General features: G+C 47.3%; 10 protein-coding genes. 5 read left to right on the forward strand and 5 right to left on the reverse strand.

The window, feature by feature from the left end:
* The first annotated feature begins 90 nt into the window (after positions 1–90).
* On the forward strand, positions 91–1,353 hold the full coding sequence (locus FAY32_RS04140) for an MFS transporter (RefSeq protein ID WP_143462363.1): 1,263 nt from the start codon (positions 91–93) through the stop codon (positions 1,351–1,353).
* 140 nt (positions 1,354–1,493) lie between these two features.
* Here FAY32_RS04140 and FAY32_RS04145 read toward each other — a convergent pair whose 3' ends face one another.
* The 3 genes from FAY32_RS04145 to FAY32_RS04160 form a co-directional block, all read right to left on the reverse strand.
* Positions 1,494–2,681: an NADH-dependent flavin oxidoreductase gene (locus FAY32_RS04145; protein WP_143462200.1), complete on the reverse strand. Its 1,188-nt coding sequence runs from the start codon at positions 2,679–2,681 to the stop codon at positions 1,494–1,496.
* The gene (locus FAY32_RS04150) at positions 2,678–2,977 is read right to left on the reverse strand and encodes a hypothetical protein (RefSeq protein WP_143462201.1); all 300 of its coding nucleotides are present in this window, start codon (positions 2,975–2,977) and stop codon (positions 2,678–2,680) included. The genes FAY32_RS04145 and FAY32_RS04150 overlap by 4 nt, the downstream gene beginning before the upstream one ends.
* A 606-nt stretch (positions 2,978–3,583) precedes the next feature.
* Positions 3,584–3,958 (reverse strand): winged helix-turn-helix transcriptional regulator, encoded by a 375-nt coding sequence (locus tag FAY32_RS04160; protein WP_143462203.1) that lies wholly within the window; start codon positions 3,956–3,958, stop codon positions 3,584–3,586.
* 291 nt (positions 3,959–4,249) lie between these two features.
* On the opposite strand from FAY32_RS04160, the gene FAY32_RS04165 reads away from it, so the two are divergent.
* Both FAY32_RS04165 and FAY32_RS04170 read left to right on the forward strand, forming a co-directional pair.
* A complete protein-coding gene (locus FAY32_RS04165) occupies positions 4,250–6,280 on the forward strand; it encodes a glycosyl hydrolase 115 family protein (RefSeq protein ID WP_143462204.1) in 2,031 nt (676 codons plus the stop codon).
* A 43-nt stretch (positions 6,281–6,323) separates the two neighbouring features.
* The gene (locus FAY32_RS04170; RefSeq protein WP_143462205.1) at positions 6,324–7,904 is read left to right on the forward strand and encodes an MFS transporter; all 1,581 of its coding nucleotides are present in this window, start codon (positions 6,324–6,326) and stop codon (positions 7,902–7,904) included.
* 128 nt (positions 7,905–8,032) lie between these two features.
* Here the strand turns inward: FAY32_RS04170 and FAY32_RS04175 are convergent, their stop codons facing one another.
* Positions 8,033–10,084, reverse strand: a complete 2,052-nt coding sequence (locus FAY32_RS04175) for a helix-turn-helix domain-containing protein (RefSeq protein WP_143462206.1) — start codon at positions 10,082–10,084, stop codon at positions 8,033–8,035.
* Between the two features lie 408 nt (positions 10,085–10,492).
* Here FAY32_RS04175 and FAY32_RS04180 point away from each other — a divergent pair, with 408 nt between their 5' ends.
* Together FAY32_RS04180 and FAY32_RS04185 are read left to right on the forward strand one after the other, a co-directional pair.
* Positions 10,493–11,581 (forward strand): S66 family peptidase, encoded by a 1,089-nt coding sequence (locus tag FAY32_RS04180; protein ID WP_143462207.1) that lies wholly within the window; start codon positions 10,493–10,495, stop codon positions 11,579–11,581.
* Positions 11,578–12,027 carry an HIT family protein gene (locus FAY32_RS04185; RefSeq protein ID WP_143462208.1) on the forward strand — a complete coding sequence of 150 codons (450 nt, stop codon included), beginning with the start codon at positions 11,578–11,580 and terminating at the stop codon, positions 12,025–12,027. Before FAY32_RS04180 ends, FAY32_RS04185 begins: the two co-directional genes overlap by 4 nt.
* Before the next feature lie 105 nt (positions 12,028–12,132).
* Here the strand turns inward: FAY32_RS04185 and FAY32_RS04190 are convergent, their stop codons facing one another.
* Entirely contained in the window at positions 12,133–13,110 is a 978-nt protein-coding gene (locus FAY32_RS04190) for a cation diffusion facilitator family transporter (RefSeq protein WP_143462209.1), read from the reverse strand.
* Between the last annotated feature and the right edge of the window lie 66 nt (positions 13,111–13,176).

Below are 13,176 nucleotides of genomic sequence, written 5' to 3' on the forward strand. Positions count from 1 at the left end.
TCCCCCCTTTACTAATATGCTAATATTATGAGCCTATGACCTACTTACCCACATTTTAAAAAGGGGGGTTGACCCTTGGAAGCTTCACACATGCCGCATTGGCGGCGTAATATTTACCTCTTCTTGACCAGTCAATTCTTATCTGGAATTACCAGTATGGTCGTCCAGTACGCTATTATTTGGTATCTGACTAAGCAGACTGGCTCAGCAACCGTTTTGAGTCTCGCAACATTGCTGGGAATGTTACCAATGGTGCTGTTGAGTCCGTTCGTGGGGCCCTTCGTTGATCGTTGGAACAAGAAGGGCCTGCTGATTGTGCCCGATGTGATTGCGGCCATCTTTGCCATTATTCTTTCCGTTGTGGGCACGCTCCAAGCAACCTTCCCCCTCTGGCTGATCTTTATTTCGCTGCTCGTGCGGTCCATCGCACAGACCTTCCAGATGCCAACGATTCAGTCGATCTTGCCGACCATGGTACCGGCGGATCAGTTGACGCAGATCAACGGTCAGTTAGGCATGGTTCAGTCGGCCAACATGATCATTTCACCGGCGTTGGGGGCGTTTCTCTTTGCGATTGTCCCGATGAACTATCTGATCCTCGTCGACGTATTAGGCGCCATCATTGGCATCAGCCTGCTGACGTTTGTGACGATTCCGGAACACCCAGTAATCGACGAGAAAGTCCACGTGCTCGCTGATGCTAAATTTGGGCTGAATAAACTACGGCACACACAGGGCCTCTGGGCCATCACCATGATTGGTGCGGCCTTCACACTGATGTTCATGCCCGCTGCCAGCCTCTACCCGCTGATGACTATGGGCTACTTCCACGGTACCGTGGGTCAAGCCGGCCTGATTGAAGTCATCTACTCCGTCGGCATGCTCGGCGGTGGCGCCATTATTGGCCTCTTTGGGAACTGGCGTGACCGGATGAAACCCATCTTCTGGGCGACCCTGGCCATGGGGGTGACCTTTGGCGGCAGCGGCTTTCTGCCAGGAAATCAAACCGGCTTCATCTGGTTTGTCGTCCTTAACGCGCTGGCTGGTGCCGTGACGCCGTTCTACAGTACCCTCTTAATGGCGATGATCCAGCAGAGTTTTCCACCCGAACAGTTGGGCCGCGTCTTGGGCGTGCTGAACTCACTGACCAGTGTGGCCGGCCCCGTCGGCTTGATCTTTGCCGGGCCCCTTGCGGATGCTATCGGCGTGGAAAAATTGTTCATCATCGGCGGTATCGGTTCTTTGCTCTGTGGCCTCGCCATGTGGTTGATGCCGAGTGCTCGCGGGTACGACCAACAACTACAAGCCCGTTTGACGGCCGATTCGGTACCCTCTGAAATTGAACCAGATTAACTTTACCAAACGCAAAAAAATACCGGGACAGTCTGAAAATCAGATTGTTCCGGTATTTTTTAGGTGTTCAACCAACATCATCATGGCAGTTTAGTCAGTCCCCTGACGTTGCGACCCCGCCATACATTCAGTGGTGTTGCTTACATCTTCTTCTCGAAGCCTTCCATTGGGGCAGCTTCGTTCTGGTAATCCACCGCCGTATTCGGATCCGTCGTGAAGTGCATGACCGAATAGAAGGCACCCTTCAGGTAGTCCTGCATGGCACGTGGAATCTTCAGCTCGTCCATTTCAGATGGGGAGAGTTGGTAGCGAATGCTGGCTTCATCCCCATCGACGACCTTTTCGACCCACTGTGGTTCCCGAATCATTTCGCGACCCATGGCGACCAAATCGGCACCTAAGGCCAAAACAGCTTCGGCATCAGCTGGCTTCTCAACGGAACCCACACCGATCAGTGGCTTACGACCAGCCAATTGCTTGACCAATTTCGCCATGATTGGTTCGTGGTCGGTCTTGTCGTTCAAGGATGTCCGGTGCGCGGACCCCATCGACGTGTGCACGTAATCCACATCGGAATCGGCTAGCATGTCGACAAAGGCCAGTGTATCAGCTAAACGAATCCCTGGCGTCTCGATTTCCTCCGGCGAAATGCGGTAGCCTAGTAAGAATGGCCGATCTGCGTTGGCCACGATTGCTTGGTGGACGCTAGCGATGACGGCTTTGGCAAAGCCCATCCGTGCCTCACGGTCACCGCCCCACTTGTCGGTCCGTTGATTAGAGTTGGGGGAGAAGAACTGTTGCAGCAAATACGTGTTGGCACCGTGGAGTTCGACCCCATCGAAACCAGCCGCAATGGCCCGGCGCGTGGCGTCACCAAACGCCACGATGATCTCATCGATCTCTGCTGCGGTTAACGCCCGTGGTTCCTGCGAATCAGCGGGGAATGCCGCCTTAACGGCACTCGCGCTAACGGGCTGTTGGCCCCGGAGAATGCTGTCGTTGGACTTCCGGCCGGCATGGAAGATCTGGAGCACGGCCTTGGTCCCATTCTGCTTCATGGCGTGCGCCAACCGCGTCAATCCAGGAATATCACCATCATCGGCAATGGACAGTTCACCCTCGAACCCCTTGCCGCTGGCGATCACGTTGGCAACTTCACCGATGATCATGCCCACACCACCGGCACGTTCACCATAGAAGTTGATTTCATCGTTAGTCACGCGACCATTGTAGAAGCTCGACATGGTGGTCGTTGGGGACATCACCATCCGGTTCTTCAGGGTCACACCGTTATCAAATTTAAAGGAATTCAGAAATTTATAAGTCATTTTTTAGTCGCACCTTTCTTTTGGGTACAGGTTTGGATTGCCGTCAATACGGGCTGGAGCGTCTCCCCCAGGGGCGAGAGCTGCCAGCACCCTTGTTTCACGTGAAACATAATGAGTTGGTGATGCCATAACCGCCACAAGCCATCGCAGCAGCGGAAACGTTGGTGCCAAGACAACTCGCGCCACAAACTAGTGCTGGTCCGCGGTCCATTTGCCAGTAAGAGTAAGAGTTGCCATTGCACCGGATGCGTCACCAGTGCCTGCGTCGTGGTCAAGCCACGAACTGTGGATATCATGTGCCACCTCCTTAACGAGACCTAGCATAACTGCTTCTGTGAGCAAAAAAAAGAAGGCACTTGAAAGTGCCCCCTTAGTTTAGATTTTGTAATTCAAACTACCGGTCATACCCATTCTAATAACAGGGGAACGAAAACTAGGCAACATGGCGATTAGGTCGCCTTACCGGCCGGCAGATATGGGCTGGATCGGTGCGAACGCGCCTGAGCCCATATCTGCCGACCTCTCGGCTTACATTGTGGTTTCAGACGACACTAAGATTAACTATAATTGTCGTGATCAAGTGGACCGAAAAACGTTAAGTAATCGTCCCTTACATCCGTTGTCGTGATAACACACAGTCAGCGCCGGAGGAGGCCAGGGATGGAGCCGGCCGTGAAGGTGAAGTTAGCTGGTGTTTCCAGCCAGCTTACTTCACGGGCGACTTTGGAGACACGTGGTCTTCGTGGCTTCAAAGCGAGCGATAAGACTGGCGCTCTTCCAGGCTGAAGCGTCCCCACAGCAGGCAGAATCCCTGGCAGCCGGAGTGCACTCAAGTTAACCTAACTTAATGGCGCGAGTGCGGATTACTACTGAGATAAGGACTGAATTTCATCTTTCAATCATTAATTGGTCGTTAAGATGTTGCTAAAGCCGCCGTGGTCGTGCGTGATTTCCATATCAGGAACCTGACTGGCCCGTTGCTCACCCCACACCGACATCTGCACCAGGATTTGTCCCAGGGACCGTCCCAAATCGGTCAGCTCATAAGTCACCTTGAATGGCGCCCGTTCACCGCTGATCTGACGGTTAATAATGCCATCGCTTTCCAGCTCACGCAGTTGTTGCGTCAGCACCTTTTGCGAAATGGCCGGTAATTCTTGACGAAGGTCACACGTTCGTTGCGGCCGATTGCCTAAATGGCAGAGTAATTGGGGCTTCCATTTACCACTAATGACACCCAATGTTGCTTCGACCCCGTTGTTGTAAGACTGTTTCACGTGATGACCTCCTCAGCTTTTTGTCCATTGTAACGCGTTAGGTGCCTTTTGGGGAGTAGGTACTTTTTGGTAACCATCACTTTGGGACGTTATTTCTATCGATAACGAATATTTTTTCATAAAAGTTAAATCACTTGCACTGTCCTCTGATTATTCATCATCACTATTTATCAGTAACCAGTGCAACAACTCTAGTAACCAGTTTATTGGATGCCCAAAATGAAGGCGCTATCATTGCCAATGAATCAAGCATTATACCAAACTTAACTCAATTAGATTGGAGACGATGATTTGACTGTACCTACTTTTATAATTTCACGCCAAACAACTGTAACAACTGACCACTTGGACCAACCGATTCTGCGCAATGCTGTTGCCATCCTGCAACGCGACATTCAACGGACAACGACGGACAACGCCACAGAAAATGTTATTCACTTACTCCAACAGCCAAGCACCCCAGTTACAGATAAGTTTATCATCAACTATATTAACTCCCAACAAGTCAATATTATTTCTGCTACTGCGCGTGGGCTGATGTACGGTGTTCTCGCCGTTTCACATGATATATTGGGAATCGATGATTTCTGGTATTTCATGGACACGCCCATAGAAACGCAACCAACGATTGCTTGGCAAGACTTTAGCCAACATCTTCCTCAATTTCGAACTAAATATCGCGGATGGTTTGTTAATGACGAGCTCTTAATCAGTACTTGGCACGATCATGATTCTAGTACTTACGTTTGGAAACGTATATACGAAACTCTTTTACGATTAGGAGGGAATCTCATCGTTCCGGGAACTGACAAGGAAAGTCGGCGACACCGAACCACTGCTCAAAATATGGGGTTAATGATTACCCATCATCATGCAGAACCTTTAGGTGCCAAAATGTTCGCCCGTGTTTATCCTAATTTAGAAGCTTCTTACTTAAAACACCCCAAGCTCTTTCAATATCTCTGGCGAACAAGTATCTTGGAACAACGTGGAACCCCGGTTCTTTATGGACTAGGATTTCGTGGTCAGGGAGATCGCCCTTTCTGGTTAGAAGATGGCGGCCGTGTCTGGTCAGATGCAGATAAAGCAACCGTCATCAACAATGTAATTCATATTCAATATGACCTGGTACATGAGCTGGATCCTGGTGCGCCTTGTGCGATTAACATTTATGGTGAACTTACTGCACTCTACAATAAGGGCTTGCTAGAGCTTCCAAATGATGTCATCGAAATTTGGGCTGACAGTGGTTATGGCAAAATGGTTTCTCGCCGTCAAGGTGATATCAACTTACGGTCACCCGTGCTCAGTACGTCCAATCCTCATCATCGTAATCGGGGAATTTACTATCATGTGACTTTTCATGACTTACAAGCCTCAAACTTTTTAACTCTGCTTCCAAACAGTCCAGAATTTGTTGCTAACGAATTAACAAAAGTCCGGGCAGCGAATTTTGATACCTTAGAACTCATTAACGTCGGTAACATCAAACCACATATTTTATTCATTCGTGAAGTAGCTCGATCTTGGAGGACAGATTATCAAGCAAAATCAAACAGCACCATTATTAGTAACTATGTTGCTCACTATTACAACGACGCTCAAGCCACTATTACACAATTATATCAAGATTATTTTCAGGCGATCATTCAGTACGGTCTACATGACGATGAACGAATTGGCGATGAATTTGCTCCTTATCTGACCCGTAAGCTAATTAAAGCATGGCTCGGTCACCATTCCCAACTAGACGAGATGAATTGGTTAACTGGTGATGTCCCCTTAAACACGCAACTAGATCAGATTAACCAATTGCTCACCACAGGCCTTCCTGCTTGGAATCTTTTACAACAGCAAGCCGTTCAAACACTAACCAAGCTTAATACACCTAATCGCCAACTGCTCTACAACGATCTATGGCTAAGTATTGTCACGCAAGTCCAATCTTTGCGGACCCTAAAGCTTACTATCACTGCCTATCAATTAGATCAACAAGGGCAACGCATCCATGCCTACTTAAAGGTCGACAGTGCTTTGTGTGAAAACTCACAAATTTTAACAACACGACACGAAAACCCAGTTACTAAATGGGCTGATTTTTACGACAATGACGCTTACACCAATATAAGCCTAACCGCAACCATGTTATCTCAGTTACGAGGCTACCTTCGTATTCTCGGTGATGGTCCTGATGAGGATCAGTGGAATCGTCAATACTTGATGGAACCTGCCGATGCTCGCGTCATGCTCCTGTCAAATACCCACTTGGCACTCACCGACCATGTTTTAGCTCAAAAGTTACGAGAACATTTTAGTGAATAGTCATAATTTATTTCCAATTAACTAAAAAAGGAAGTCATATATCATGGAAAATAAAAACACAGTTCATGATGGTTGGGACGAGTATTCGTCAAAAAAAATCTATCATAACCGCGGTAAAATCGGCATCGGTCGGTCATTAGGATTTGGTGTATTTTCCTTCTTCAGCATCTCCATGCAAGGTCTCGTCGGTGCTTGGTTACTCTTCTTTTACACAACCTTCTGTGGATTAAGTGCTGGACAAGGTGCCACTATTTTCTTAGTCGGCCGGGTTGCTGATGCCATCGCTTCACTAGTGATGGGTAATATTTCTGATAACATTTATAAATCTAAATTAGGTCGAATGTTTGGACGACGACACATTTTCATCCTTGCTGCTGCACCCTCAGTTTTATTTGCTATCACTCTATGGGTTGCTGGCATGAGCTACTGGTACTACATGATCACTTACGTAGTTACCACTGTTCTAATGTCTGTCTTACAAATCCCTTGGGAAACATTACCTAACGAAATGACGCAAGACTATAACGAGCGAACGACGCTTTCAACTACCCGGATGGTCATTGCCGGTCTAGGAAACATGTTGGCCCAATTTGTTCCTGCTCAGCTCTTCAAAATTTTCCCACAGACATCACCAACGCCTTATATCATCATGCAAATCATGTTTTCCGTTGTCACATTCTTCTTAGTCTTAATTACTTATCATACAACTTGGGAACACTTCGTCACCAAAGCTGAAGCAAAGAAACTTGATGCCGAAACTCGTCTAGAAAATGGTGGCAATGCTAGTTCATTAAAATCTGAACTTAAAAATTACTTCTCCACTTTTAAAATCAAAAGTTTCCGGACTCACATGGGAATCTACTTAAGCTCTTACTTTGCAACAATTTTATGGTCTACTGTGTTCGTCTACTATATCGTATTCGTTCTGGGAAAAACTACTAGTACCTCCGGATTTTTACAATCATTAAGCATTGTTTCTGTTCCTGTCACTATTATTGCTGGGATTGCCGTCACCAAAATCTCGCCCCGATCTTTATATCTATTCGGTTACTCTCTCATTCTGATCAGTTGTCTTGATTGGGCCTTTATTGCCCTTACTAATCCCGGCGCTATCATGACATGGTTAATTATTGGGATGCTCTGCTACGAAATTGGATTGTACATTCTCTACTTTGTTCCATGGAATGTTTTTCCCTTCATTCCTGATGTCGATACGCTAGTCACGGGAAAGAATCGAGCAGGATTATTTGCTTCTGTCATGGTTTTTATCAACCAAATCAGTCAAGGACTAGCCGCCGTAGTTGCCGGATATCTGCTTGACTTCGCTGGCTTCCGTCAATCCACCAGTGGTGCTGTCTCACAACCAGCCAGCGCTACCCATATGATTATGTTTATTGTCTCCGGTGGGGTTGGTATTATGATTTTACTGGCCATGTTCTTTGCAAGTCACTTTCATTTAAGCAAGAAAACATTCACAGTTTTATCTGATGAACTGACACGATTACAAAATGGTGGTGATATGGCTGATGTCAAGCCAGACACCAAACGAATTTGTGAACAGCTTACTGGCGTTCCTTACGATTCCATCACTTTCTGGAAGAAAAACCATCAATCAGCTGAATAGCTTTATAGTAAAAACACCCAAGCTTCATCGGTATGAAAGATGAAGTTTGGGTGTTTTTCTATATTATTTTTTGTTCACCAGTGATGTATCTTTCGCTAAGTATTCCAGATTCATGGCATCATTTAAGTCTACGTATCTTGCCTAAACTTTCCAGGTGTTACCCCTTCCTGTTCCTTAAAAGCTCGAATAAGATAAGTCTCTGAACTGAATCCACACTCACTCGCAATCTTAGTCAAAGGTAAATCTGGTTGTTCTAATAATAATTGTTTCGCTTGTTTTACACGATATACTGCTAACACTCGTCGAGGAGTCGTTCGATACGTCTCGTGAAACGCTTGTAGCATGTATTGAATACTGTAATTTGTCACATCTGCTAGCCGTTGATTTGTCAGTTCATCTCGATAATGGTTTCGAATTGTCTGCAACACACGAATTGCAATATTTTGCATACTGGTTGTAGCTGTCATTCTTGAATCAAGCAATGGCTTTAAAAGTAATAGAAATTCATAAACCAATTGTGAACCTATATCTCGTCGCCTCTGTGCCGCTAACCAAGTTGGTTGTTTTTTTCGAATAAATGCCATTGAATGACTACTGAGTACAGGGGCCTCCCAAACTGCCGTCATCATCTCAGGTAACATATCTGCCACCGCTTCACCATTAAACATCAACGTGCTTGTTTGCCAAAATGTGGTTATCTTCTGACAAGAATAAGTCATTTTAGGCCCTATCAGAACACCTGATCCTGCAGGTAAATATACTTTTCGCCCAGCTAATGTCAATTCACCCGTCCCCGTGTCACTCTGTAACCAAACATACTGATTGTCAGTCGTCGTCACCTTATCTGAAATCTGAAGTTGCTGACTACGTAAACTGGTAATCATAAAAGGAAAATCAGCTGTCTGATACGAGATATCTGCTTGAAGATTTGTCGCTAACATCAATTGATAACCCGTAACAGTAATTCTATTCCCATCACTTCCATAATGTCGCCGAGATTTATCATACCAATCCCCATGCGTTCCTTCAACCTGAATTGTCAACCGGTAATCATCTAACGGTAATCTCCCCGAAGCATAGCAAGGATTGACTTGATCCAATTGACTATAAAAATCTAAACGTGCATGTTGCACACGCTTTCCTGTTGCCGTTGTTAAACTAACCAATGCATAACCACTATGTATACCCGTTCGCCCCCATAGCGTTATTCCCCGACCACGAAAGGTCAGTGTCATACTTGCCCCCTTCAAGGTTTCTGTCCAGGCTAATGGAATTGGCTTAGCTGGTACAGGTTTTCCAACCTGCCAATCCCATGCCGTCCAATAGTTAGGGATACTTAATTTCAGCCCATTTACTGTTAGTGGCAACCAAACGTGCGTCGCACTGGCCTGATGAGGAAATGAACGTCGATCACCAAGATAGACAGGCTGCAAACCATGATCTGTTGGTAAAAACGTTACGTAGGCGCATTGTGAATCATATGTCCGTGACAACGGTGGGCAAAAGATTCCCCTATATGTCCACGGACCAGTTAAATGGTCCGCCGTACAATAAATGTTATCATTACGCTCCCAACTTGTTTTTCGAGATGCCAAGAAAAAGTAGTGACCATCTTGATAAAACAATGCTGGCGCTTCAGTTCCTGGTGCAATATTATCGGCAACTTTAGCTACTACCGATAAACCATTTGTTGCTAGTCGATAAATATCACCTTCATGCGTTAGCAAATAGTTAACGCCGTCATTATCTGTAAACGCTCCAATATGCCACATACGGATTGGATCACCCTTAAATAATAACGGCCCCCGAAACTGAAACGCATCTGTCAAGTGCTCTGCTGTAGCAACACCAACGCAAGGATCAAATCCACGAATATCGTCAGTATGCATTAACATCACATACCCACCAGTTGACAACTGCATCACCTTCACACGCTCACCAATTCTGTTCGAACCTAATAAACCACTAGACTGTGGACCCAAAGCCAATCCTGTGTTGACCCAGTGCTCAAGATCCACTGACATGTAACGTGAGAACCCTGTAAAACCATACTTAGTCTCATATCGATTTTCTCCAAACAGATAGTACCTCCCATGTTCTACTAACAAGCATCCCCCGGCCGAATTTACCAATTCATGGTTCTGATCAAACCATGGAACACCATTCATAATCGTTGGCATTTAATCGACCTCCTTTTTATGTCATCCTTGCACACAATAATAAATCGTCATTCCTTGCCAACAGCAATCAATACTTTTATTAACTTATTTCTCTTGTTATTGTCATTTCGTATAGCCAACATCCTATACACCGTTAGAGAAGTTCATTCACTAAATCACTGCTTTCTCTGCCACTAGTGTAATCTATGGGGCATACTTAAAAAACGCAGTCATATACTGGTTTAATTATACCGACATTAACGTGAAAACGGTAACAAATAATCTATTCGTTCTATAGAACTACAGAACTACATTTATCCAAATAGGGCTCCCAATCTCCAACTTTAATTGGATGCCATTACTGTAGTCTTTAGCTTTCAAGTGATAAAGTGTAGAATTAAAACAATTTATCTGTTGGGAGGGATTTTCATGGCAAAACCAAATCAATTACATCCCGGTGATCACGTTGCCCTCGTGAGCCTATCCAGTGGCATCATGGGCGAGGATTTCGCCGCACACGAGTATCACCGCGGGCAACAACGCCTCCGCGACTTAGGACTCGTTCCCGTCGCCATGCCGAACGCCTTAAAGGGCCTCGACTATCTCAATGCCCATCCCGAGGCACGAGCAGCCGACCTGAAGACCGCTTTTACCACTGCCAATATTGCCGGCATCTTCTGTGCCATCGGCGGTGACGATACCTACCGGCTGGCCCCCTACCTCTTTGACGACCCCGAATTTGTCGCCGCCGTTGCAGCGCATCCCAAGCTGTTCACCGGCTTCTCCGACACGACCGTCGATCACTTGATGCTCTACCGATTGGGCCTCACTACCTACTACGGTCCCAACGTCATCAACGATTTGGCCGAGCTGGATACGGACCTTCTTCCCTATACCAAACGCACGCTGACCCACTACCTTGAAAATACCGAAACCACGCCAATCACCAGCAGTCCCGTCTGGTATGAAGAGCGCACGGATTTCTCGACCGCTGCCATTGATACCCCCCGAATCAGCCATCCCGAGACCCGTGGTTATCAGGTGTTACGCGGTCAGGGCCAAGTGACCGGTCGCCTACTCGGTGGTTGTATCGACAGTCTGAACAGTCTGCTGACCGACAAGCACTACCCCGACGAACCCGTTATCGCGCGGCAATACGGTCTCCTTCCCCGGCCTGAAGAATGGCGCGGCAAGATTCTATTTCTAGAGACCAGCGAGGAAAAACCAACTCCAGCCGCTTACCGGACCATGCTCCAAAATTTAAAACAAGCTGGTATTCTCCGCAACGTTAAGGCCATTATCACGGGAAAACCGCAAAATGAGGTTTACTATGACGACTACTGCCGCGCTCTCCTGGATGTGACCCAGGACCTCACCGTACCAATTATGACCAATTTCAACTTTGGCCACGCCTATCCGCGAACCGCCCTCCCTTATGGTTTGAGTGCCAGACTCAATTTCGATACCAAAACGTTGACCGTCACGGAACCCTTCTTTGCTGGGGAGGTGACGCGATGACTTCTTGGCGAGATGACCGCATTCAAGCCGCAATCGACGGGACGAATCCCATGGTCATGGCGACGCTCCCTGGTGGCTTTGCCGTCTATGGTGACACGCAATTTCTTCCCGGTTATGCCATTCTCCTGCCCAAACGAAACGTGGCCGCGCTCAACGACCTGACGCTGGCTGAGAGTACTGCCTTTCTTCAAAGTATGCGTGTGTTGGGCGATGCCGTCTTACAAGCGACTGGCTGTGCGCGCGTTAATTATGACATTCTTGGCAACACCGATAACTTTCTCCATGCCCACGTCTTCCCCCGCTATGCGACCGAACCCGTGGAACGCCGCGTTAAACCGGTCTGGCTATATTCGCCGGACCACTGGTTTAATGACCGTTACGCTTACGATGCCCAACGAGATGGCGCGTTGCGACAACGAATTACTGAACTATTAATTAATAACTAGATATTATTAATAACAAACAATTATTATTAATGTCATTTAGCCTTATAAAAAGCCGGCAGAAAATTCTCAAAATTGAGGATTCTCTGCCGGCTTTTTTCACATCATTTACCCCGCGGGTACCGCCATGACATCGGTATCGACAATGCCAAAACGCCGTCGCATGACCGCCTCGATTTCTTCGCCCAACCGGTAGCTGTCCTGGACCTCCATGTGGGGGTCGACCGCAATCACCACATCTAGCGTGACCACGTTGCCGTTGTAGTGGGCTTTGAGTTCCAAGACCGCTTCGACCGCGGCAAATTCTGCGATGGCCTTACCAAACTGCTGCTCAACTTGCGGGTCGAAGTAATCAGCGAGGTTCAAGCTGCTCTCCCGGAAGATCCGAATGCCAGCTGTTAATATGAAGAGGCCAACCAACATACTGGCAACACCATCCAACCAGGTCACCCGAAACGCCAGTGCACCTCCGATAGCAACCATCGTGCCCAGACTGGTCACGGCGTCACTCAGACTATCCCGCGCCGCAGCGGTCAAGGCAGCATTCTGCAGCTGCCGTCCAGCACGCCTGTTCAGCCACCACACACCCAGCATGATGACCGTTGCCACGGCCCCTCCCAGCAACGTAATGGGTTGCGGCACTTCTTGATCGGCAGGATTCATCAGACTCTTGACCCCGCTATACATGACGCTGGCCGCAATCGCAATCATCACGACCCCGGTGATCATGGTAAAGACCGTTTCGTAGTGAAAACGCGTTAACTGTAGACGTTGACCGCTGGTCGGTGAATCTTCCGGCAACGGTTGCCCCATCAAGTCATCGTCATGAATGTCCCTGGCAATGTAAATACCAATCAGCAGCAAGACCGACGAAATAATACCAGAAAGGTTATTGAAGGCGTCGGCCCGTAACGTCTGTGAGTGCCCCACAATGGCCAAATAGAATTCAATGACCGAAATTGCGAGGTAAGCGCCCACGTTGAGGTAAAGATAACGCTGGGCACCCTTTAACTTCGTCAGTTCACGTTGCTGAGTCGCCTGCCATTCTGCCTGTTCCGCTTGTCGATGCGCTTTTAAATCTTTCATACACGGTCCCCCTACATTTATCTAATTTATTGCGTAATCCCCTGACCCCATTATACCCACTTGCGG

It is taken from the genome of Levilactobacillus enshiensis, from assembly GCF_007115095.1.
GTDB lineage: Bacteria > Bacillota > Bacilli > Lactobacillales > Lactobacillaceae > Levilactobacillus > Levilactobacillus enshiensis.

What these genes read in the sequence shown, in the direction of transcription:
- FAY32_RS04150 (WP_143462201.1), bottom strand. Translation starts at nt 2,977, where the DNA reads ATGATATCCACAGTTCGTGGCTTGACCACGACGCAGGCACTGGTGACG.
- FAY32_RS04185 (WP_143462208.1), top strand. Translation starts at nt 11,578, where the DNA reads ATGACTTCTTGGCGAGATGACCGCATTCAAGCCGCAATCGACGGGACG.
- FAY32_RS04175 (WP_143462206.1), bottom strand. Translation starts at nt 10,084, where the DNA reads ATGCCAACGATTATGAATGGTGTTCCATGGTTTGATCAGAACCATGAA.
- FAY32_RS04190 (WP_143462209.1), bottom strand. Translation starts at nt 13,110, where the DNA reads ATGAAAGATTTAAAAGCGCATCGACAAGCGGAACAGGCAGAATGGCAG.
- FAY32_RS04140 (WP_143462363.1), top strand. Translation starts at nt 91, where the DNA reads ATGCCGCATTGGCGGCGTAATATTTACCTCTTCTTGACCAGTCAATTC.
- FAY32_RS04145 (WP_143462200.1), bottom strand. Translation starts at nt 2,681, where the DNA reads ATGACTTATAAATTTCTGAATTCCTTTAAATTTGATAACGGTGTGACC.
- FAY32_RS04180 (WP_143462207.1), top strand. Translation starts at nt 10,493, where the DNA reads ATGGCAAAACCAAATCAATTACATCCCGGTGATCACGTTGCCCTCGTG.
- FAY32_RS04170 (WP_143462205.1), top strand. Translation starts at nt 6,324, where the DNA reads ATGGAAAATAAAAACACAGTTCATGATGGTTGGGACGAGTATTCGTCA.